Origin of the sequence: Spirillospora sp. NPDC049652, from assembly GCF_040675125.1 — a bacterium.
Lineage (GTDB): Bacteria > Actinomycetota > Actinomycetes > Streptosporangiales > Streptosporangiaceae > Spirillospora.
The window spans coordinates 1-22104 of record NZ_JBFAOF010000030.1 but is presented as its reverse complement, the minus strand read 5'-3'; the positions used below and the strand labels follow the sequence as shown (position 1 = coordinate 22104).

Sequence of the window (22104 nt, the reverse complement as noted above, 5' to 3'; positions counted from 1 at the left end):
GTCCGCCGAGGCCGCCGAGCACGCCCGCCGCACCACCCTCCAGGCCCGCGAGAAGGAGCGCCTGGAGACCCTCGACCTCCCCCGCTACACCCTCCCCCTGCTCCCGCACGGCATGGACCTGGCCGGCCTCTACTCCCTGGCCGAGTCCCTCCGCGCCCAGGGCGCCGCATGACCCCGCACCCCCACGCAGGAGTCGCGGCCTACGCGAGCGCGCGCGGAGCTGCGGCCCACGCACCTGCGGCGGCCGTTGCCCGCCTCGCAACGCGCGCCCACGCTCGGGAGGCCGACGCGGGCGCGCGCGAGACGCGCGGGTGGGCGCGCGAGGAGGAGGGCGGCGTCCGGACGCGCCGCACGACCACTGGTTCGACGGAGACTGTCTGATGAGCCCGACCGGCAAGACCCCGCCCGCGCTGGACGTCGACGCGCTGCTGGACGACGCGCGCACCAAGATCATCGTGTGCTGCGGCTCCGGCGGCGTCGGCAAGACCACCACGGCCGCCGCGCTCGGCGTGCGCGCCGCCCGGCGCGGCCGGGACGTCGTCGTCCTCACCGTGGACCCGGCGCGGCGGCTCGCCCAGTCGATGGGCCTGTCCGAGCTGGACAACAGCCCCCGCCGGATCGAGGTCGGCGGCGACGGCGAGCTGCACGCGATGATGCTCGACATGAAGCGCACCTTCGACGAGATCGTCGAGGCGCACGCCGATCCGGACCGGGCCCGGCAGATCCTCGCCAACCCCTTCTACCAGTCGCTCTCCTCGTCCCTGTCCGGGACGCAGGAGTACATGGCGATGGAGAAGCTCGGCCAGCTGCACCGCTCCGGCGCCTGGGACCTGATCATCGTGGACACCCCGCCGTCCCGGAACGCGCTGGACTTCCTGGACGCGCCCGAGCGGATGGGCCGCTTCCTGGACGGCCGGTTCATGAAGATCCTCGCCGCCCCGGCCAAGACCGGCGGCCGGTTCGGCGTGAAGGTGATCAGCGCCGGGTTCGGCATGTTCACCGGCGTGATCAACAAGGTGCTGGGCGTCCAGCTGCTGCGCGACGTGCAGACGTTCGTGGCCGCCTTCGACACGATGTTCGGCGGGTTCCGCGAGCGCGCCGAGAAGACCTTCAAGCTGCTCCAGACGCCGGGCACCGCGTTCCTGGTCGTCGCCGCCCCCGAGCCGGACGCGCTGCGCGAGGCGTCCTACTTCGTGGAGCGCCTCGCCGAGGAGCGGATGCCGCTCGCCGGGCTGGTCGTCAACCGCGTGCACGAGGCCGACGACCTGCTGTCCGCCGCGCGCGCCCAGGCCGCCGCCGAGACGCTGGAGGAGCGCGGCGAGCACCCGCTCACCGCCGCCTTGCTGCGCCTGCACACCGACCGCGTCCAGCTCGCCGCGCGCGAGAGCCGGCTGCGCGAGCACTTCTCGTCCACCCATCCGACCGTCCCGGTCGTCGCCGTCCCCGCCCAGGCGGAGGACGTCCACGACCTCGACGGCCTGGACCGTGTGGGCGCCGACCTCGCCGGCACACCCCGTCCCGCCGCCTAACCTCCGCCACTCCCGGCGACGTCCGCCACGCCCCGCCCCGCGTGTCCGTGAACCGCGCATGGCCTGTGAGGCCGACGCGCACCTGAGACGCGCGCGCCTGCAAGCCAAGCGTGGTCGTGAAGCGTGCTTGCCGGTGAGGCGTGCTTCTCGTGCGCCACGTGGCGTCGTGTCGTCCGGCTCGGGCACGGCGCCGTAACGGGGGTGCTGCCCCACGAGCATCCTCACTCGCGAACAGCGTGTTCTCGACAGACGTCGAGCTGCGGTCGCACGCTCGTGGGGCTGCGTGACCTGGGGATTTACTGCGGTAATCGCGAGTGCGCCACAAAGGTTCGCGTGTCTGCCGGATATACGGCGAATGCCCGGTGGGTGAATGGCTCCCGCCGGGCATTCGTCGTCCTATGACCGCGATGCGCGTCAGAACGGCAGTTCCCCTATCAGACCGCCCGCAAACCGCAAGACTGTGACCGGATCCGGCCAAGAGGCGTTACGGAACGGCGGCGACTCGCTTTCCGGACTGGCCGAAATGTCCTCTGACCTGGCATGACAACGGCTGCGGCCCCGTCTCACCGTGATGGGGGCCGCAGCCGTGTGTGCTCTGGTCCGTGCTCGCGTCCGGGCGTCACGTTCGCGCCCGCGGAGTTCGCGCGCGGCCGGCCCGCCGGGCCGGACGCCCTCCCCACGAGAGCGCGCCTCCGCCGAGGGGGCGAACGCCGTCTCGCCGGACGCGCGGGCTCGGGGACTAGCTCGCCACGAGTTCGCTCTCGTCGCCGTCGACCGACCGCTCGTACTCCTCCTTGGCGGTCTCCAGCAGCTCGCGCCACGAGTGCACGTCCGGTCGCCGCCGCAGCAGTGCGCGCCGTTCCCGCTCGGTCATCCCGCCCCACACGCCGAACTCGATCCGGTTGTCGAGGGCGTCGGCGAGGCATTCGGTCCGCACCGGGCAGCCACGGCAGATGAGCTTGGCCCGATTCTGCGCCGCACCCTGCACGAACAGGGCGTCCGGATCCGCGTTACGACAGGCGGCGCGGGCGGTCCAATCCGTGATCCACATCTTGGCCCCACTCCCCTAGGGTCTGTGTCGATTTGCGCTCTATGGCCAGACGGGCGCGGACGTCGGGCCGCCAAACGAAAGCCGTGGGGAAGAACTTACGGAAGCGAGGGACGATTCAACAGTCCCCGATGGGCCCATTCTCGATATAGCCCACCGGGGCCATACCGCCGGAACGGACTAGTTACCTGTACTTGACGCACGAGGCACGCCGCCGGTTGTCAGCCGCTTGGGCGCGCCCACGGGAACACAGCGGTTGGGAGGACTATCTTCGGGCTAAATCACGGCGTGGCGGGGCAACCCGGCCCGAATGCACTGGTCGCGCCGCGTACTCTGGTCCCGTGCATGATGCGAACGAAGGTCGGGGGAACGCCTTCTCCACGCTGTTCCGGTTGCTCGCGGCGAGCATCGCCGCCGGAGTCCTGGTAGCGCTGATCGCCCTGCCGGGCGTCGGCTCGACCGGCATGACGGCGCGGGACGCGGCGGAGAACTTCGAGAGCATGGACAGCAAGCTCGACTCGACACCACCGTCGGAGAAGACGGTCGTCTACGACGCGAGCGGCACCCAGATCGCGACCTTCTTCGACCGGTACCGCGAGTCGGTGCGGCTCGACCAGGTCGCGCCCATCATGCGCACCGCGATGGTCGACATCGAGGACTACCGCTTCTACCACCACGGCGCGCTCGACCTGAAGGGCACCATCCGGGCCCTGGCGTCGAACGTCGAGTCCGAGGGCACGCAGGGCGGGTCCACCCTCACGCAGCAGTACGTGAAGAACATCCTGGTCGACCGCGCGCGCAACCAGAAGGAGTACCAGGAGGCGACCGCCCCTACGGCCGGCCGCAAGCTGCGCGAGCTGCGCTACGCCCTCGACATCGAGCGCAAGATGTCGAAGGACAAGATCCTCGAGGGCTACCTCAACATCGCCTACTTCGGCGCGGGCGCCTACGGCATCCAGGCCGCGGCCATGCGCTACTTCAGCAAGCCCGCCGCCAAGCTCACCCTCGACCAGGCGGCGCTGCTGGCGGGCATCACGCAGAACCCGAACGCCTACGACCCGATCCGGTTCCCGGACGCCGCCAAGAACCGCCGCGACACCGTCCTGCGCCGCATGCAGGAGCTCAACCACATCACCAAGGCGCAGGCCGACGCCGCGGTCGCCAAGCCCGTCCGGCTGAACCGCACCGACCCGACCGGCGGCTGCGAGTCCAGCAAGGCCCCCTTCTTCTGCGAGTACGTGAAGTACGAGATGCTCAACGTGCTCTCGGACGGCAAGTACTGGTCGCTGCCCGGCAAGCGGCAGGTCGAGTACGTCAACAAGCTCAACCGCGGCGGCTACACCGTCCGCACGACGCTCGACATGGACGCCCAGCGCTCCCTCGACAGCGCGCTGCGCGGCACGGTCGCGCCGTCCGGCAACCGGGTCGCGGCCGAGGCCATGGTCCAGCCAGGCACCGGCAAGCTCCTCGCGGTGGGGCAGAGCAAGCGGTTCGGCGACTCCAAGGGCCGCACCAGCCTGAACCTGGCCGCCGACACCGCGCACGGCGGCGGCGCGGGCGTCTCGGCCGGCTCGACCTTCAAGGTCTTCACCCTCGCCGAGGCGCTCGACCAGGGCATCCCGGTCAGCACCACGATCAACTCGCCGCAGACCACCTCGGTGAACTATCCGCAGTGCCGGATCGGCAAGCTCAGCGGCGGCGGCCCCTGGCCCTCGGTCAGCAACGCCGGCGACTCCGAGGCGGGCAACTTCAACCTCAAGAGCGGCACCTGGCACTCGGTGAACACCTTCTACGCCGAGCTGGAGAAGCGGGTCGGCGTCTGCAACGCGGTGAAGATGGCCGAGAAGTTCGGCCTGCGCAAGGCCACCGGCGCGCCGCTCGACCCGAACCCGTCCCAGGTGCTCGGCACCAACGACGTCGACATGGTGCACCTCGCCGCCGCCTACGCGGGCTTCGCCGCCCGGGGCCGGTACTGCTCGCCGGTCGCCATCACCCAGATCCTCGACCCGCAGGGCAAGTCGCTGAAGCTCCCCGCGCAGGACTGCCACCAGGCCGTCGACTCCAGCGTCGCGGACGAGGTCAACTCGATCCTCACCGGCGTCCTCACCAAGGGCACCGCGAAGAACATCGGCGGCATCGGCCGTCCCGCCGCCGGCAAGACCGGCACCTGTGAGAACTTCACCTGCGCCGTGTTCGCCGGCCACACCCCGAACCTGGCCGCCGCGGTCGCCTACTGGGACTTCCGCGGTCCCTGGAAGTACCCGGTCTACGGCGTCTACGGCGCCGACATCCCGGCGCCGATCTGGGCCCGGTCCATGCGCGGCGCGCTGGCGGGCAAGCCGTCCCCCGGCTTCACCTCGCCCACCAAGAACTTCGGCGACACCACCAAGATCCCGGACGTGAAGGGCCAGTCGGCCGGCGCGGCCACCGCCGTCCTGAAGTCCGCGGGCTTCCAGGTGAAGGTCTCGCCGCGCCCGGTGAACTCCGACCAGCCCAAGGGCACGGTCGCGTCCACCTCCCCCGGCCCCGGCTCGGACGCCGACCTCAACTCCGTGGTGATCCTCTACTTGAGCAACGGCTCGGCGAAGAAGCCGCCGCCCGGCCAGCAGCCCGGTCAGCAGCCCACCCAGGGCGCCAACGGCTGGTCCTGGCCCTTCTGATCCGGCCCACCGAGCAAGGAGAGGCCCCGGTAGCACTCCGCTACCGGGGCCTCTCCACGTTCGAGCCGTCCGCGCGCTCAGCGGCCACGCGCCAGGGCCGTCTCGGTCAGGACGGGGCGAGCTGGCGCTTCACCTCGGCGGCGACACGGCCGCCCTCGGCGCGTCCGGCGACCTTGGGGTTCACGACCTTCATGACCTGGCCCATGGCCCGCGGGCCCTCCGCACCGGTCTCGGCGATCGCGTCGGCGACCAGCGCGGTCAGCTCGACGTCGGAGAGCTGCGCGGGCAGGTAGCCGTCCAGCACCTCGTGCTCGTCGCGCTCGGCCTGCGCCTGCTCGGTGCGGCCGGCGTCCGCGAACGCCTGGGCGGCCTCGCGCCGCTTCTTGGCCTCGCGGGTCAGCACCCGGATCACGTCGTCGTCGGACAGCTCGCGAGCCTGCTTCCCGGCGACCTCCTCGGTCTTGACCGCCGTCAGCGCCATCCGCAGGGTGCGGGTGCGCACCTCGTCGCGGGCCTTCATGGCGACCGACAGGTCGGCCTCCAGCTTCTCCTTCAGGGCACTCATGCTCACATGATGCCCGCTGCGCCCCTGTGACCTCATCAGGATTACCGCCCGGTCCAGGACTCTGGAACGATTGGCGAGGAGCATCCGGAGGGAGAACCGTGCGAAAGCTCTACAGCGTGCCCCTGTCCCTGGCGGGCGCGGGCGCCGCGACGTTCGGCTACGCCTCACTGGTGGAGCGGGACTGGTTCCGCCTGCGCCGGTTCGAGGTCCCCGTCCTGCCGCCGGGCCGCCCGTCCGTCCGCATCCTGCACGTGTCGGACGCGCACCTGACGCCCGGCCGCCGCCGCCTGATCGACTGGGTCCGGTCCCTGGACGCCCTGGAACCCGACCTCGTCGTCAACACCGGCGACTCCCTCGGCCACCGCGACGCCGTGGGCCCCTTCCTGGACGCCCTCGGCCCCCTCCTCGACCGTCCCGGCGCGTTCGTCTTCGGCTCGAACGACCTGTACTCGCCGACGTTCAAGAACCCCCTCCGCTACGTCTGGCGCACCAGCAAGTCCGACTACGCCAAGCGCCGCCGCGAACCGGACCTCCCCTACCGTGAGCTGGCGTCCTCGCTCCGGGCCGCGGGCTGGCTCGACCTCAACAACCGCATCGGCCGCCTCAAGGTCGGCGACCTGGACGTCGAGTTCGGCGGCATCGACGACTCCCACATCAACCGCGACCGCTACGACAAGATCGCGGGCCCGGTGGACCCCCAGGCCGACGTCCACCTCGGCGTCACGCACTCCCCCGAGCCCCGCAACCTGGACCGCTTCGTCGCCGACGGCTACGACCTCATGCTCGCGGGCCACACCCACGGCGGCCAGGTCTGCGTCCCCTTCTACGGCGCCCTCGCCACCAACTGCGGCATCGACCGCCCCCGTGTGAAGGGCCTGCACCCCTACAACGGCGCCTGGCTCCACGTCTCCGCCGGCCTCGGCACCTCCCCGACCGCCCCGATGCGCTTCTGCTGCCCCCCGGAAGCGAGCCTCCTCACCCTCGTCCCCCGGACCTGACCGGCAAAGGGGCGCACTTCACCCCGATAACCCGTCCACAGCACTCCCCGGCATCCGCTAGAGTTGGTTCAGGCGCCGGGAGAAACGTACGACTCCCGGGCAGCCACCACCGGGGTGTAGCGCAGCTTGGCAGCGCGCTTCGTTCGGGACGAAGAGGTCGTGGGTTCAAATCCCGCCACCCCGACGCCATGTCAAAGCCGCCTTCCGATCATGGAAGGCGGCTTTGACGTTTTGCGTACAGCAGCGAAGTACAGCAACGCGCCCTGCCGCCTACAGCCTGAACGCGTCCCCGAGTCGCTTCAACGCCTCCACCGTCTTCTCATCGGTGGCCTGTGTGTAGACCTCCTCCGGGAAAGCCACCCTCACCCAGCACGAGGTATCGTGTTGGGACCGGGGCGAGCGCATTCCGGATGCCTGGTTGCCTTACATAGCCCGGGCCAGCGATGTTCTGCTCTCGGTCATCGAGGCCAAGGCCGCCCGTGCCCGAGGCAAGACCCCAACTTCGCCCGTGGACCTGTCGCCGTTCTTCCCCCAGCCCGAGGCGTTGAAGGCCTGGATAGCCAGCGCGCTACACCCCCGTCGCGTCCCCACCGCCACCGCGGCCCCGCTGCTGGTCCTAGTCGGCGGTTACGCCGGGTCAGGCAAGACTGAGTTCGCGCGCTTCCTGTCGGACCTGACCGGCTGGGCCGTCCTGGACAAGGACGCCATGACCGCCGCATCACCGAACGCCTGCTCATCTCTTTGGGCGGTGACCCCCACGACCGCCACACCACCCTCTACCAGCGCGAGATCCGCCCCACGAGTACCGCTGCCTACTCAACAGCGCCTACGCCAACATCGACGCCAACGTCTCCGTGATCGTCTCCGCACCGTTCGCCACCGAACTCCACGCTCCCGGTTGGCTCGACCGCCTCACCCACCGCTGCAAGGCCAGAGGCGTAGACGTCGCCGCCATCTGGATCGACACCGACAACGACACTATGCACGACAGCGAAACCCGAGACGCCCCACACGACACCTGGAAACTCAACCACTGGGACGAATACACCAGCACCCTCCAGGACGACCCGCCACCCGGCATCACCACCACCATCGACAACCACCAAGGCGCAACCCTCAGCCTCGCCGACCAAACCCGCACAGCCCTCGCAAGCTCGTAAACTGATCAGCCCTGCCCACCAGATTCAGCCCACAACTCGAACATGCTCACAGCCGTCACCGCCAGGGCAGCACACACCAATGCCAAGATCAACCAGGCAATCAAGAAGCGCCGCATCTCTGGGATCGTAGTGACTAGGTGCCCCTAGAGCGCCGGATGAGAACTTTCTCTAGGCAAAGCTCCTACGCCACAACAAGGCCCGGAGCTGGATCGGTCCGGGCAGGCGAGGAATCTCTGGAAAGGGTGGCATGCCAAGAATTCCAACGGGAAGGCGCGTGGCACAAGCCGCCGTGAACGCGGTGCGCGCCCTGCTCGAAGAGCACGACCACATCGTTCAAGAGATATCCGGCCAGAACGACTTCGGCGAGGACCTCTATGTCACCTTCGCCGAGAACGGTCGTGTGACGAGCGACGTGATCAAGGTTCAGGTCAAGGGTGGGAACTCGTGGCGCCGAGCCAACGGCTATGCGGTTCCTGTCGACCAGCACGGCAACACCTGGGCGAACGGGAACATCCCCGTCTACTGCGTGGTGTACGACCCCGACACCAAGAAGTTGTACTGGGCGAACGCCACCCAACAACTCCGCCGGTCCGGCCCCCTGAATCACCCAAATGTCATCGGTGTCAGCCCCAACGCAGTGCTGGACGACTCGACCATGGACTCCTTCGTCACCCAGGCCCGCCGCTACGTCGGCCGCTACCGAGGCCGACAAGCCGTCCTCACCCACCTGGGAGAGATGTCCGGAGTCGACTTCGATCCGATGGACCACGTTCTGCACTTCGTCAACGGCGACGACGAAGACCTCATCTTCTGGAAGCGCCCGGGGGATGCGTGTGCGACATTGCTCCTCAGCGCCCATGACTGGGAACCGTATCTCGTCAGTCTGGAATCTCTGATCCGCTCGGATCTTCCAGTGCCAGATGTCGGAGAAGAAGGCAGACAGAAGGACCAACGGGGCGACCCTGACCTCGCGACCGCGGAAGATCTAGAGCTGAGTCGGTCCGAGATTATGTGGGTAGCCTCGTGCTTTATTTCCACTGAGCAGGCCGACGAATGGACTGAAGGGCCCACCGGGTGTGAAGGGTGCCCGAGCTGCACAGGTGAGGAACCCGCGGAGCACGCCAAGATCGCGGCGGACCTAGCCGACGCATACGTCATAGACCGCATCATCGACCGGGTCGAGGCCGAACCAGACCTGCTGCAGCGGTCGATACTGGCCATGCGTGAGGAAGGAGAGCTCGAACCCGATATCATCGCCGAGCTCGGACCGCTCGAAGCTGATTCACGTATTGTCCGCCAGGTGACCAAGCTAAGCCGGGCGACGGTGAACGACACCGGGCCGGAGGCCCTTCGGTTGGCTATCCTCTACCTGATCCAATGCGTCTACATCTACGGCCCCTCGCTACCTCTCGACGAGCAGATACGAATCGTCTGGCGCATCCCCGAGCCCGGAAAATGGGTATCCGATATTGCTAGTCAGGCCTAAAGTGCCGCAGCTTCCAAGCGGAAAGCCGATCGCCTCGAGTAGCTGGGCAGCCTTTCAGGGGCGAGGACTCTCGCCACCACTTCCTTCCGCCCTTCGGCCTTGGCCGGCCCTGCGGTACGGGTCGGAGCTGCGCTCGAAATGCCGGGGTTCTGTCGCAGATCGAAGCGACAGCTGTACAGCAAGACGTACAGCAACACGGCCACACATTGCCTCGTCGGCCCGCACGTCACCACACGCCTCCATCAGCGCGGTGAGCACTCGCCCTCGAGGCCGCCGATAGTTCGGGACGGAGAGGTCGTGGGTTCGAATCCCGCCGCCTCGACAGGTTGGTGAAGGTCAGAGGCCGGTTCTCCATGAGGAGAATCGGCCTCTTGATCGTTTGGTCATCATGACCCTTGAATGTTGCCTCCGGCCCCGGGCGCTCCGGTCGCCTTCATCAGCAATGAGCTGGCGTCTTGTCGTTCGTGATCGGCCTGTGTCCGGCCGCTTGTGGAGGTCGCCGGGGATCCTGTTGAGCGTGATGGCGGACGGCGGGTGTTCTTGAGCGTTGATGACGTTGCTCAGGGGAGCGCTTTTAGGTTGGCTTCCAGGGTGTCCAGGAAGGTGGGGTCGTAGGGGTCGTCTACGTGGTCGCTGTTCCAGAGGCCGGAGCTGCGGACGTTCTCGTTTGGTGCGTTCAGGCCCAGCCAGCCTGGGCTGATCGGGTGGATGCCTCCGATGCTGCGGGAAAGGAGGGCTATCGCGTTGGCTCGTATGGATATCCGTTGTTCGCGGTCGGGCACGTCGAGCCAAAGCAGCGGCATGGCGCCGATGTGTTCGGATACGGCTCGCTCCAGCGGGTACTCGGCTTTTCGTTGGGCGGGGCTCACCTTCGTCTGGGTCCAGGACGTCTGGACCTCGGCCGGCCACTGGCCGGTCTGCAGCAGTGCGCTGCCGACGTGCTGCCTGAAGATGGACCCGCGGTGATTGCCCACTCCGGCTTTGCTGCCGCTGACTGGGCCTCGGTGTTGGGCGAGCCTGGTCCAGAGGGTTGTGCGGGACGTTGATCGCAGCGCGTGGCTGCCCACACGCACGACGCGGAGCCGATGATCTCCGGCTCGGGTTTGACCGTTTTCGAAGAAGAACTCCACGCCTTGCTGGGGCCAGCCGTCTGAGGGCGTGGAGTCCTTGAGCAGTCTTGGGCCGCCGAGTCGCTCGGCCAGCTCGTCGAGGATGGCGTAGAAGCGGTTGGTGGCCAGTCGGCGGTCTTCTCGGGTGATGCTCACTTCCGAACCTCCACCACTGCCGTGCCTTTCGGATACCTGTCGGGGTCTTGGTCCTGCCAGAAGCAGGAGAAGGCTTGTCCGAGCGCACGTGGGACCTTGCCTGAGGCTCCCCTTCCCGCGTTCTTGATGGTCACGAGGAGTGCGTCGATACCTTCTCGTTCCCAGGGGGTGTGCCCTACGAGCTTTGCATAGTCGCTGCTGCGGGCTGCGAAAGCGACTACCGAGGTGACCTTGCGGCTTAGGGCTTCGCTGATCAGGAGGTCTTCGAGGAGGCCCGGCTTCCAGTCCCGCAAGCGCATGATCTTGTTGTAGTCACCGATCGGTTCTTGCGGGTGTAGCAGGCCGTAGCCGCCGCTGAGGATGAGCAGCGGCGTTTCACGGGTTACGGCGTCTCTCAGTTGCGGCGCGGCTGTCGTGTAGAAGCCGCCTGTATAGCGGTGCCAGGCGGGCATCAGGTGGCGCTCGTCCGCGTTGGCTTTGGCTAGATTGCTGCGTCGTTCCGTGAGGAGGGGCGCGGGCCATGGTGGGGAGTGCCAGGGATCGGAGGCTCCGCCGGGTCTTTTGCTTTTGGAGCACGGGATCAACAAGAGGGTCTCGCTGGCGGTCAGGGTCTGGAGCTTGTTCATCGCGTTGTCCGGCGATGCTGCGGGCTCGGGTTCTTGGTGGGGTGGGGTACTGGTTTCCGTTCGTTGGAAGGTCACCGATCGGCCGGGGTTGATTTCGGTCGGTGTGTATCCGGCTGTGCGCCAGGCTCGGACGTGGGATCGGTCGCCCTGCCACCAGCGTGGATAGTGGCGGATCGCCGAGTCGGGGACCCCTCCCACAATCTTTGAGAGGTCGGCCCAGGAGAGGTGGACGGCGTTTTCGGTTGGGGGTCGCGTTGAGAGGAACCGCGTTAGGCGGGCCCACTCGGCTCGGGCCTTGTTCTCGCTCGGCATGGTGCTCCGCCTTCCGAACGTGACGGCTTTCCCACTTCGGTACGCGTTCTATTCGGCGTAGTGCCACGGTGCCATGGTGTCGGCGGCTGCGCTACCGGAAGCTTCAGTTGGGGCAGAGGGCGTTGTTCACCAGGGTGTTCTCGGCCTGGGAGATGCGGAGGACGTCTTTCGGGGTGTCGGCCTGGACGCCTGACAGGGAGACCGTGACGCTGCGGCCGTCGGGGGTGGTGCCGGTGGCGGTGATCCAGCCGGAGTCGCCGCCCTCGTGGCCCCAGTACGTCCCGCCGCAGGTGAGGGGGTGGGAAAAGATCCCCAGGCCGTCGCGTGCGCCAGGCATCAGGGGTTCGAACTGCTGGCCGACCGGGACGGTCTGCGTCATCTCTGCGAGTTGTGCCGGAGGCAGGAGGCGGCCGCCGAGCAGGGCGCGGAAGAACGTGGTGAGGTCGGCGGTCGTGGACACGAGGCCGGCTTCGCCGTTGTTGACCAGGCTGACCTGGTCGGTGACGTCCGTGATCGGTTCGCTGGGCTTGAAGCGCTGGTAGGTCTGGGCGTGCGGCTGCGGCAGGGTGGGGGACGTGCCCGGCCAGGAGGTGTGCTGGAGGTTGAGCGGGCGGACGATCCGGCTCCGCACCTCCTCGTGCCAGGGGTGGCCGGTGACCCGCTGGATGATCATGCCGAGCAGCGTGTAGCCGGTGTTGGAGTAGATCCACTGCTTGCCCGGCGGCGTGAAGTCGGGCTGGTGGCGCATGGCCCGGGCGACGATCTGCTTGGCCGTGTAGGTGTCGTGGCGGTGCTTCTGGAAGTCCTTCGCCGAGGTGTAGTCGGGGAAGTCGTCGTGGATGCCGCTGGTGTGCTGGAGCAGGTTGCGGATGGTGATCGTCCGGCCGTCGTTGCCGTTCTCGGACACCACGCCGGGCAGCCATCGCTCGACCGGGTCGTCCAGGCGGAGCTTGCCCTCGCCGACGAGTTGGAGGATCACGGTCGCCGTGAACGCCTTGGTGACGCTGGCGATCCGGAAGTAGCCGTCCGGGGAGACGGGCTGCCGGGTCTTCAGGTCGGCGACGCCGCTGGTGGCGGTCGTGTTCCGGCCGTCCGGGGTGATCATGCGGGCCTGGACGCCCGTCACGCCCAGTGCGGTGATCGCGGCGGCGTCGCGCTGGAGCCGGGACGGGTCGTCGTGCCTGCCTTCGCTGTTCGCGCCGGAACCGCAGCCGGCGGTGAGGGTTCCCGTTATGAGGACGGCCAGGGCCAGGAGAGAACGGCGACGCCGAATCGGTGAGCTCGTCATGGGCCCTGACGCTAGGTCTGGCGGAGGGGCGCGGACGATACAGCTCACTGGTGAAGGGAAGGGGTAGTGGGCTGTAGTGCCCTGTCAGCGGGTGACGTCGATCGGGGTGCCGGGCGGCACGTGGCGGAGGCGGAGGAGGGCTCGGTTGTGGAGGCGGATGCAGCCGTGCGAGATGCGGGCGCCACGGGTTCCGATCGCCCGGTCGCGGCCCAGGGGGCCGTGGATGCCGATGACGGCGTCGCCTGAGCCTTCCCAGTTGGAGATGCGCCGGGAGTGGGCGGACGTGACGAGGATGAAGGGGCCGTAGCCGTTGTTGGGACGCGGGGGCCCCTGGCGGAAGGCCAGGAAGAAGCTGCCGGTCGGGGTGGGGTCGTCCGGGGCTCCGACGCCTGCGGGGGCCGACATGACGCGGCGGCCGTCCTTGTAGAGCTTCAGGTGCTTGCTGGAGAGGTCGATGACGATGCGGTAGGGCGTGCTGGTGAGCTTCACGTCCTCGCGGCGGAGCCAGGTGGTCGAGCCGTTCGGGCGTTGGGCCAGGCGGACGCGGACCCAGCCGGGGCGGGACGCGATCACCGGGAGCGCGGACGGGCGGCCGAACCAGCGAGCAGGGACTTTGCCCTTCTCGCGCTCTCCGGGGACGGCGTACCGGGACGCATCTTTTTTGAGCGTGGCCACCTGTGTGTCGCTGGACCGGCGTCCGGCGGTCGGTCGCTGGGACGCGTTCGCGGGGGCCGGGTTCGTGGTTGCCAGCACGGCTGCGGTGAGTGTCGCAGCCGTGCCGGCGAGGAGCGTCTGCGCCATGTTCTGCTTCCGTTGTCCGGTGACGGGGACGTGGCCTTAGGCGTCCGCCCTGGCCGGTCGGGAGGCTATCGGGACGCGTGAGCCCATCGGCGTCGCCTTTGCGATCGCATGGTTCCGCACGACCAGAGTCCAGAGACGCCGGGGGCCTGATCCCGCGAACGGAATCAGGCCCCCGGTCAGTTACCTGTGGACGGTCAGCCGGTCACCGGGACGTGTCCGTAGGCGACCGCGGACGACGGGCTGGACCACACCGGCTTGCGCGATCCCGGCGGCCTCCCGAACGCGACCGCGCGGTTCCGGACGGTCTTGCACTTCACGTCCTTGGCGCGCACGCGGTACGTCGCCGTGCAGGTCATCGACTCGCCGGGCGCGAGCGTCCGCTGCGGGCAGCGGATCGCCGACAGGCCGCGCAGGCCGTCCTCGACGCCGACGTCGTGGAGCGTCACCGATCCGGTGTTGGTCACCCGGTAGGTGTAGTGAAGGACCTGGCCCACGTGGCCGAAGGTCTTCGGGCGGACCGACTTGCGGATCTTGAGCGAGGGCTTGGCCTTCGCGTGGATCGTGACGTCCGACGGCTCCGACACGACCGGCTCGGTCTCGCCTGGCGGAGTGCCGTGCGAACGTGCCGAGTTGCGGATCGAGCCGCGCCGCACGTCCTCCTGCGTCGTCCGGTAGGTGGCCGTGCAGGTCGTGCTCTCGCCCGGGTCGAGTGCGGTCGCCTCGCAGGTCACCTCCGACAGGCCGGGCAGGTCGTCGGTGACGCCGACGTTCTCCAGGCGCACGCTCCCGGTGTTGGTGACGCGGTAGGTGTAGCGGATGAGCTGCCCGCTCGCGGAGTAGGTCGTCGGGGACGCCGACTTCCGCACGGTGATCGCGGGCTGCTCGGCGGCCCGGATCGTGACGTCGGACGGGTCCGACTCGACCGGCTCGGTCTCGCCCGGCGGTGTGCCGTGGGAGACCGCCGAGTTGTGGATCACGCCGCGCTCCACGTCCTCCGGCGTGGTCCGGTAGGTGGCGGTACAGGTCGTGCTCTCGTCCGGCGCGAGCGTCGTCGCCTCGCAGGTCACCTCCGACAGGCCCGGCAGGTCGTCGGCGACGCCGACGTTCTCCAGCGTGACGTTCCCGGTGTTGGTGACCCGGTAGGTGTAGCGGATGTCCTGGCCCGCCGCCGAGAAGGACGACCTGTCGGCCGACTTCTCCACGCTGATCGAGGGACGGGACTCGGCCGGGATGGTGTGGTCGTCCGGGTTCGAGCCGATGGGCTCCATGGCGCCCGGCGGGGTGCCGCGCGCGATGGCGACGTTGTAGATGTATCCGGCGTCGACGTCCGCCTGCGTCGTCGTGTAGGTCGCGGTGCAGTCCGCCTCCTCGTTCGGCGCGAGGGTGGACGGCGTGCAGGGGATCGCGTACTGCCCGATCCGGTTGTCGGAGACGGTCACGTTCTCCAGCGTGGTGTTGCCCGTGTTGACGACGTGGTACCGGTAGGTGATCGTCTGGTCCGCGGCGGAGAAGGACGGCTCGTCCGCCGTCTTCCGCAGGGCGAGCATGGGACTGCGGGCGGCCGGGATGGTGAGGTTGTCGTCGTCGGTGACGTCGTTCCCGTCCGGATCGGTTCCGGTCGCCGTCGCGGCGTTCGCGATGAATCCGGCGTTCACGTCCGCCTGCGTGGTGACGTAGGTGGCCCGGCAGATCGTGCTCTGTTGCGGCGCCAGGTCCGTCTCGTCGCAGACGACCGCCGACAGGCCGGGCAGGTTGTCGTCGATGCGCACGTTGGTCAGCGGCTCGGACCCGGTGTTGGTGACGTCGTAGGTGTACTGGATGGTCTCGTCGGCGGCCGAGAAGGACTGCCGGTCCGCCGCCTTCGTCATGTGGATCGAGGCGAACGGTACCTCGTTGAAGGTGACCGTCGACTCGCCCGGCGGGTTCAGGCCCACCGAGTCGGTGATGTTCGAGGCGTCGTTGGTGTAGGTGCCGGCGGTGTCGGACGTGACCTGGACGGTGATCCGGCAGGACGGCTGGCCCGCGTTCAGGTTGCCGCCGGACAGCGAGAGCTGCGTGCCGCCGGCGGGCGCCGAGAGGGTGCCCGCCGGGCAGTCCGTGCTCGCGTCGGACGGTGACGCCAGGCGCAGGCCGGGCGGGAGCGTCTCGGTGAACGACCAGCCGTTCTTGGCGAGCAGGTCGCTGGTGTTGGTGACGGTGATCGTCATGGTCGAGGTCTGGCCGACCTCGACCCGGGTGGGGCTGAACGACTTGTCGAGCTGCGGCGACACGTCCAGCAGCCGGATGTCGTCGAACGCGTGGTCGTTGCCGTTGCCGCTGCCCTGCGCGTTGCGCATCATGATCCCGACGGACGGGTCGGTGTACAGGATCGGCGCGTCACCGGGGAAGGTGCCCGCCCAGAAACCCGTCTGGACCTGCGTCCCCCGCATGCACGGGTTGACCGACTGGCTGGACACCGGTGTCACGGTCGAGCCGTGGAACAGGAAGAAGTCGAGCAGGGCGTGGTTGTGGTTGGTGTCGCAGCTGGTCTCCGCCGCGTTCACCGAGAACGTCAGGAACCGGCCGTGCTCGGTCAGCGGGATCTCCTGGGCGGTCTGGAACTCGACCTTGTTCGGCCCGGGGTCGCCGTTGTTGACGTGCCCGTTGGTGTAGGCGCTGACCGCGAGGTTGGCCGCCGCCGGGCTCGTCCCGTTGAGGACGCCGAGCGCCCGGGACAGTTCCCGGACGCGGTTCCACGCCGTGGCCCCCGGGGTGCCGGGGCCGCCCGTCGCCGGGGTGCAGTCGTTCACCTGGGGCTGGACGGACGCGTTGCCTCCGGCCGGGTCCTGGTAGCGGGCGACCCAGCCGTTGCAGTTCTGCAGCCACGCCTGGTCGGCGGTGTAGGTCATCCCGGTCGCGCCGGTGTAGTTGTTCAGCCGGACGGGCAGGGTCGACTGCCGGTTCTCGAAGTCCTCACTGAACACCGTCGTGGGCGGCTGGGGCAGTCCGGGCGTTCCCGGCGCCGCCGCCGGGACGGCGGGATGCCTCCCCTTCCCTCCGGGTGGACGAGGTGGCGCGGCCGTCGCCGGGACGATCGCCGCCGCCAGCATCGTCCCGCACACCATGACCGCGGTGAGCGCTCTCGTCGGATTCAGCCGGCGGAACACTCCGCCCGCGCGTGGACCACCCATGTCTCCCCCAGGGCCCATCATGATCAATACGGAGCGTGGCCTACCCGCTACCGATCATGGGGTACCTCCATGGCATGGCCAGGAGCGGTCCATGTTTCCGCCGGTCAGCGGTGCGTTTTGGACAACGCCGCCGAATCGGGCGCGGTCCGGCCCGGGGATCGCGCGACGGGGCCTGCTTTCGTCGAACCGCGGTCAGGTCAGGTCCAGAGTTGGCGCAGGCGCCAGGCGGGTGGAGCGTCCGAGGGGGCCGACGCGTCCGGGGCGGACGCGGTGACCTCGGCGATGGCGGGCGCCCCGCCGGGGGTGGTCACGTGGAGGCGGAGCAGGCGCGGCGCTCCCGGCGGTTGCCATTCGGCCATGACGCGGCGGACGCCGAAGTAGCTGCCGTCCGGACGGATGAGGCGGACGGGGCGGCCCGTCGCGGTGATCTCTGCGGTGACGGATTGGTCGAGGTGCATGGCCCCATGCTAGAACACCTGTTCGAATACGCCCGGGATTGGTGGCGTGTCGACGGCGTTCTTCCCCGCACAACCGTCGATTCGTCCGCGCTTGTGGCGATCTGCCGGGGCCGCCGGTGGCAGCCGCGACACCTTCTCAGCGCGTGAGCGCGGCGACGACCGTGGCGGCGAGGTCGTCCAGGTACGCGGACGTGGGGGCGGCGCGCAGGACGGTCAGCCGCCAGTAGAGCGGGCCGGTCAGCAGGTCCAGGGCGAGGTCCGCGCCGGCCCCCTCGGCGACGGCGGCCTCGGCGAGCTCGCCGCGCGCGACGGCGCTGCCGAAGACCTTGGCCGTGATGTCCCGCTGGGTCTCGTGGAGCGCCTTCTGCAGCGTCCGGGCGATCTCGGGGGTGCGCGCGGCCTCGGCCAGCAGGTCCGGGACGATCTGGGCGGCGAGCGGGTGCCGGAGCGCGCGGCCGAGGATCTGCAGCAGGGCCCGGACGTCCCCGAGCAGGGAGCCGGTGTCCGGGACGGGGATGCGGAGCGCCGCCACGGCCGAGACGGCGTCGATGACCAGTTCCAGCTTGGACGGCCAGCGCCGGTACACGGCCGTCTTGCCGACGCCGGCGCGCCGGGCGACCGCCTCGACCGAGAGCCGGCCGTAGCCGACCGCCGCGAGCTCCTCGAAGACGGCGGCGCGGAGCGAGTCGGTGATGTCCTCGCGCAGGACGGCGGCCCCGCTCGGGGCCCGGCGCGGCCGGGGCTGGGTCGTCATGGACGCCGAGCCTATCCCGAGTGGACGGAACGGTTGCGTTCCGTCCATCGCCGGCCTACGGTGAAGTCGATACGACGAAACGGTACCGTTCTATCCATCGTGCCGAAGGCGAGCAGCATGACCCATCCGGGAATCCGCACGTCACCGCCCCTGCCCGAGACCGTCGCCGGGCCCCTGCCCGAGACCGAGTTCGAGACCGACGAGGACGGCCTTGCGCCGCACGAGCTGGCCGCCCGGTACGGGCTCCGGGTCAGCGGGGCCAGGCCGGGCCTTCTCGACTACACCCGGCAGGTGTGGTCCCGGCGGCACTTCGTCACGGCGTACGCCACCGCCCGGCTCACCTCGATGTACGCGAGCGCCAGGCTGGGCCAGCTCTGGCAGGTCATGACGCCGCTGCTGAACGCGGGCGTCTACTACCTGGTCTTCGGGGTGCTGATGGGCACCCGGAACGGGATCCCGCACTTCGTCCCGTACCTGTGCACCGGCGTGTTCGTCTTCACCTTCACGCAGGCGACCGTCCTCGCCGGGACGCGGGCCGTCCAGGGGAACCTGAGCCTGATCCGCGCGCTGCACTTCCCGCGCGCCTGCCTGCCGATCGCGCTGACGCTCAACCAACTGCAGCAGACGCTGTTCTCCACCGGAGTGCTCGCGGTGATCGTCCTGGCGTCCGGGGAGCCGCTCACGGCGCGCTGGCTGCTCGTCCCGGTCGTCCTGCTCACCCAGACGCTGTTCAACATGGGGCTCGCGCTGCTGATGGCGCGCGTCGGAGCGAAGTACACCGACGCGGCGCAGCTCGTGCCGTTCGTGACACGCACCTGGCTGTACTTCTCCGGCGTGTTCTACAACCTGGCCACTCTCACCAGGCACGCGCCCGCGTGGGCCGGGACGCTGCTGGAGGCCAATCCCGCCCACGTCTTCATCACCCTGATGCGGTACGCGCTGATGCGCTCGGTGCCCGCGTCCAGCCTGCCCGCGCACGTGTGGGCGCTCGCCGCCGGCTGGGCTCTGGCGGTCGGCATCGGGGGCTATGTCTGCTTCTGGCGGGCCGAGGAGGAGTACGGTCGTGGCTGACCTGCGGAAACCCCCACCCACGGTGATCGTGGAGGACGTCCATGTCGTCTACCGGGTGCACGGATCGGGGACGGGACGCGGCAGCGCATCGTCCGCGCTCGGACGCCTCGCGAGCCGCCGAGCCCTGCCAGGGACGCGCGAGGTGCACGCCGTCAAAGGCGTCAGCCTGGTCGCGCGCCGGGGCGAGGCGGTCGGGCTGGTCGGCACCAACGGGTCCGGGAAGTCGACGCTGCTGCGCGCCATCGCCGGGCTTCTCCCGACCGAGCGCGGACGCGTCTACACCGACGGGCAGCCGTCGCTGCTCGGGGTGAACGCGGCGCTGATGAACGACCTGTCCGGCGAGCGGAACGTCGCGCTCGGCTGCCTCGCGATGGGCATGACACCGGAGCAGACCCGCGAGCGCTACGAGGGCATCGTCGAGTTCTCCGGGATCAACGAGCGCGACGACTTCATCCACATGCCGATGCGGACCTACTCGTCCGGCATGGCCGCCCGCCTGCGGTTCTCGATCGCCGCCGCCAGGACGCACGACGTCCTGCTGATCGACGAGGCGCTGTCCACAGGCGACAGCGGTTTCCAGCGGCGCAGCAAGGAGCGGATCGAGGAACTCCGCCAGGAGGCCGGAACCGTGTTCCTGGTCAGCCACAGCACCTCCACCATCCGCGAGACCTGCGACCGGACGCTGTGGCTGGAGTCCGGGGTGCTGCGCATGGACGGCCCGACCGACGACGTCCTGGCCGCGTACGAGGACTTCACCGAGCGCGGCAAGTAGCCGAAAGATCGGGGCCAGGACGGGGTTGTCGATTCCCGTCCCGGCCCCGGTATCCATCAGTTCCAGCGGGCGATGAACGGTGTCATGTGCTGCTCGTCGCCGCTCGTGCCCACGCTCCACATGCCGCCGCCGGGGATTGCCGCCAGGCCCTCGACGACCGCCTTCCCGGAGACCGGGGAGGTGGTCTCCCGCCAGCCCGTCGGGGTGCGGCGCAGGGTGTAGGACGTGTAGTCCGGCAGGGACGGCGCGTACGTGTCACCGGCGGCGATCGCGCGGTCGCCGCTCACGGCGACGTCGTACAGCTCACCGCGCCCGTCCGGCACCTTCGCGGCGGACCACGCGTGGCCGTTCCAGTGCAGGAGCAGCGGGCGGCGGATCTCCTCCCAGTCCGGCTTCCGCTTGCTCGTTCCGGTGATCCAGACGTCGTTCCGGGACACCATCCGCAGGCGCTGGATCCGGGTCGTCCAGTCGCCGGTGGACGGCGCGGGGACGCGCTTCCAGGACCGTCCGTCCCAGTGCAGCAGGATCACGCGCTCGGGCCGGGTGTCGTTCTTGGTGTAATCGGTCCCGGCGGCCCACGCGTCATTCGGGCCGCGCGCGTCGATCGCCTGCAGGCCGAAGGAGTCACCGAGGGCGGGCAGCCGGACGTTCCGCCACCGCCGCCCGTCCCAGTGCTGGATGAAGCTGCGCTCGACCTGCGTCCTCGAATCGTAGGTGTCGCCGGTCAGCCACGCGTCCCGGGCGGAGACGGCGCTGACGTCCCCGTTCCCGGACTGCTGAGCCCCTGGGATCGGCTGGTAGGCGACCTGCGACCAGGCGCGTCCGTTCCAGTGCAGGAGCGCGCAGTCGGCCGACGCCCACACGTCCTTCGCGCTCGACGCGCTGACCCGGTTGATGCGGCCGACGTCCGGCATGGCCGTCCGCTTCCAGGATCTGCCGTTCCAGTGGAGCATGAGGGTCTCGAACACCTCCTTGTCGGGGCAATCGCCGACCTGCGCCGCCTTCGAACGGCGCAGTTCGGGCGGCTTGGCGACCGGCGGTCCGGCGTTCGGCCTGAGGACGAGGCCGCCCGCCCAGGCGTCGTCGCGGGCGGTCGCGGTGACGCCGAGGATGTTGGTGCGCTCCTTCACGGGCACGCCGAACTGCTGCCATTTCGGACCGCCGGCCGGGGCGGCGGGCCCTGGCGTCGCCGTGGCGGCGGACACCGGCGACGCCGTGGCGGCCAGCGCGAGCGTGAGGAGGGCGATGGCGGATCTGCGCATGTGTGGTCCTTCTCAGTGGGTGGGACGGGCGCCGATGCGGGTGACCCAGCCCTGCTTCTCGAAGCCGAGGCGGTCGCCGCCGCCCTGGTCGAACTCCAGGAGCTGCGCGTTGGCCGGATCGACGACGAGGCGGACGCCCTCGGAGGTGAGCGCCACGCCGCGACGGCCTGCGGAGTCGGTGACGCGTCCGGTGGCGCGCAGGGACGGGCAGTCGGCCAGGATCCGGTACAGGGACGACCTGGTCCCGGACGAGGTCGGGGCCATGAACAGGTCCCACGCGGCGACGAAGACGTACTGGCAGTAGGAGGCGGGGGCCGTGTAGCCGTGCGCGCCGCCCTTGCGGTCCTGCCGCCAGAGGTCGCGCAGGTAGGAGTCCAGGCCGGACTTCGTGGCGGGCAGGTTCGGGACGGACTTCCACACGATCTCGTGGGAGCCGATCACCGGGTTCACCATGTGCGAGGACTTCTCGTACGTGGTGGTGAACGGCTTGGTCGCGGTGGTGCCGCCGTTGACGTCCAGGGCGGGGGAACCCGCCGTGCGCCAGGCCGCCTCGTCCTTCTTGGTGGGGAAGGTGACGCGGATGTCCAGCGGCCCGCGCGAGCGCAGCCGCACGTCGCTCTTGCCGGGGAGGCCGCAGACCCAGTCCTCACCGCTGGCGGCGGTGCGCGCCCGGTACGGCAGCGGCTTCATGTCGGGCTTCGCCTTGCTGGGCGGGATCGCGCCCGCCTCCTGGTAGGCGCGGGTGCGCTGGTACCAGCAGTTCCCGTGCGCGGTGGGCTGCTTGGCGGCGGTGTCGGCGCTCGCCAACAGGAAGGCGCGGGTGTCGATCGCGGCGCTCGGGGTCGCGCGGTTGCCGGGGCCGCCGCCGCTGCCGCCGCC

18 protein-coding genes, 1 tRNA gene and 1 pseudogene are annotated in these 22104 nt (G+C 69.5%); 8 read left to right on the top strand and 12 right to left on the bottom strand.

The features are described 5' to 3' along the window. Window positions 1–380: 380 nt before the first annotated feature. Entirely contained in the window at window positions 381–1529 is a 1149-nt protein-coding gene (gene bagB / locus AB0J52_RS04345) for an ATPase BagB (RefSeq protein ID WP_500180128.1), read from the top strand. A gap of 739 nt (window positions 1530–2268) precedes the next feature. On the opposite strand, the gene AB0J52_RS04340 is transcribed toward bagB, so the two are convergent. Beyond that, a complete protein-coding gene (locus AB0J52_RS04340; RefSeq protein ID WP_026412288.1) occupies window positions 2269–2580 on the bottom strand; it encodes a WhiB family transcriptional regulator in 312 nt (103 codons plus the stop codon). 338 nt (window positions 2581–2918) lie between these two features. Between AB0J52_RS04340 and AB0J52_RS04335 the strand changes: the two genes are divergently transcribed. Next, window positions 2919–5237 carry a penicillin-binding protein gene (locus AB0J52_RS04335; protein WP_500180127.1) on the top strand — a complete coding sequence of 773 codons (2319 nt, stop codon included), beginning with the start codon at window positions 2919–2921 and terminating at the stop codon, window positions 5235–5237. Between the two features lie 106 nt (window positions 5238–5343). Here AB0J52_RS04335 and AB0J52_RS04330 read toward each other — a convergent pair whose 3' ends face one another. Beyond that, window positions 5344–5802, bottom strand: a complete 459-nt coding sequence (locus tag AB0J52_RS04330) for a GatB/YqeY domain-containing protein (RefSeq protein WP_500180126.1) — start codon at window positions 5800–5802, stop codon at window positions 5344–5346. A 98-nt stretch (window positions 5803–5900) separates the two neighbouring features. Between AB0J52_RS04330 and AB0J52_RS04325 the strand changes: the two genes are divergently transcribed. From AB0J52_RS04325 to AB0J52_RS04310, 4 genes are all read left to right on the top strand, one after another. Continuing rightward, the gene (locus AB0J52_RS04325) at window positions 5901–6800 is read left to right on the top strand and encodes a metallophosphoesterase (protein WP_500180125.1); all 900 of its coding nucleotides are present in this window, start codon (window positions 5901–5903) and stop codon (window positions 6798–6800) included. A gap of 110 nt (window positions 6801–6910) precedes the next feature. Beyond that, a tRNA-Pro gene (locus tag AB0J52_RS04320) sits at window positions 6911–6984 on the top strand. Between the two features lie 670 nt (window positions 6985–7654). Further along, window positions 7655–7960 (top strand): hypothetical protein, encoded by a 306-nt coding sequence (locus AB0J52_RS04315; protein WP_500180124.1) that lies wholly within the window; start codon window positions 7655–7657, stop codon window positions 7958–7960. A gap of 274 nt (window positions 7961–8234) precedes the next feature. Continuing rightward, window positions 8235–9446: a DUF4365 domain-containing protein gene (locus AB0J52_RS04310; protein WP_500180123.1), complete on the top strand. Its 1212-nt coding sequence runs from the start codon at window positions 8235–8237 to the stop codon at window positions 9444–9446. A gap of 560 nt (window positions 9447–10006) precedes the next feature. Here the strand turns inward: AB0J52_RS04310 and AB0J52_RS04305 are convergent. The 8 genes and pseudogenes from AB0J52_RS04305 to AB0J52_RS04270 all read right to left on the bottom strand — a co-directional run bounded on the left by AB0J52_RS04305 (window position 10007) and on the right by AB0J52_RS04270 (window position 18120). After that, the gene (locus AB0J52_RS04305; RefSeq protein WP_500180122.1) at window positions 10007–10711 is read right to left on the bottom strand and encodes a GIY-YIG domain-containing protein; all 705 of its coding nucleotides are present in this window, start codon (window positions 10709–10711) and stop codon (window positions 10007–10009) included. Further along, a complete protein-coding gene (locus AB0J52_RS04300) occupies window positions 10708–11337 on the bottom strand; it encodes a YaaA family protein (protein WP_500180129.1) in 630 nt (209 codons plus the stop codon). Before AB0J52_RS04300 ends, AB0J52_RS04305 begins: the two co-directional genes overlap by 4 nt. Window positions 11338–11406: 69 nt before the next feature. Further along, window positions 11407–11649, bottom strand: a pseudogene (locus tag AB0J52_RS04295) (DUF7662 domain-containing protein); the annotation flags it as partial. Between the two features lie 103 nt (window positions 11650–11752). Continuing rightward, window positions 11753–12937 carry a serine hydrolase domain-containing protein gene (locus tag AB0J52_RS04290; RefSeq protein ID WP_500180121.1) on the bottom strand — a complete coding sequence of 395 codons (1185 nt, stop codon included), beginning with the start codon at window positions 12935–12937 and terminating at the stop codon, window positions 11753–11755. An 84-nt stretch (window positions 12938–13021) separates the two neighbouring features. Then, window positions 13022–13738, bottom strand: a complete 717-nt coding sequence (locus tag AB0J52_RS04285; RefSeq protein WP_500180120.1) for a L,D-transpeptidase — start codon at window positions 13736–13738, stop codon at window positions 13022–13024. A 194-nt stretch (window positions 13739–13932) separates the two neighbouring features. Beyond that, on the bottom strand, window positions 13933–16908 hold the full coding sequence (locus AB0J52_RS04280) for a CLIPPER-2 domain-containing protein (RefSeq protein WP_500180119.1): 2976 nt from the start codon (window positions 16906–16908) through the stop codon (window positions 13933–13935). A gap of 197 nt (window positions 16909–17105) precedes the next feature. Beyond that, window positions 17106–17366 (bottom strand): hypothetical protein, encoded by a 261-nt coding sequence (locus AB0J52_RS04275; RefSeq protein WP_500180118.1) that lies wholly within the window; start codon window positions 17364–17366, stop codon window positions 17106–17108. A gap of 136 nt (window positions 17367–17502) precedes the next feature. Continuing rightward, window positions 17503–18120, bottom strand: a complete 618-nt coding sequence (locus AB0J52_RS04270; protein WP_500180117.1) for a TetR/AcrR family transcriptional regulator — start codon at window positions 18118–18120, stop codon at window positions 17503–17505. A gap of 117 nt (window positions 18121–18237) precedes the next feature. Here AB0J52_RS04270 and AB0J52_RS04265 point away from each other — a divergent pair, with 117 nt between their 5' ends. Both AB0J52_RS04265 and AB0J52_RS04260 read left to right on the top strand, forming a co-directional pair. Continuing rightward, window positions 18238–19191, top strand: coding sequence for an ABC transporter permease (locus AB0J52_RS04265; RefSeq protein ID WP_500180116.1), 954 nt, complete (start codon window positions 18238–18240; stop codon window positions 19189–19191). Next, window positions 19148–19963: an ABC transporter ATP-binding protein gene (locus AB0J52_RS04260; protein ID WP_500180115.1), complete on the top strand. Its 816-nt coding sequence runs from the start codon at window positions 19148–19150 to the stop codon at window positions 19961–19963. The genes AB0J52_RS04265 and AB0J52_RS04260 overlap by 44 nt, the downstream gene beginning before the upstream one ends. Window positions 19964–20019: 56 nt before the next feature. Here AB0J52_RS04260 and AB0J52_RS04255 read toward each other — a convergent pair whose 3' ends face one another. Next, window positions 20020–21225, bottom strand: a complete 1206-nt coding sequence (locus AB0J52_RS04255) for a hypothetical protein (RefSeq protein WP_500180114.1) — start codon at window positions 21223–21225, stop codon at window positions 20020–20022. 12 nt (window positions 21226–21237) lie between these two features. Beyond that, the coding region (locus AB0J52_RS04250; RefSeq protein ID WP_500180113.1) for a hypothetical protein at window positions 21238–22104 on the bottom strand (867 nt) is incomplete at its 5' end.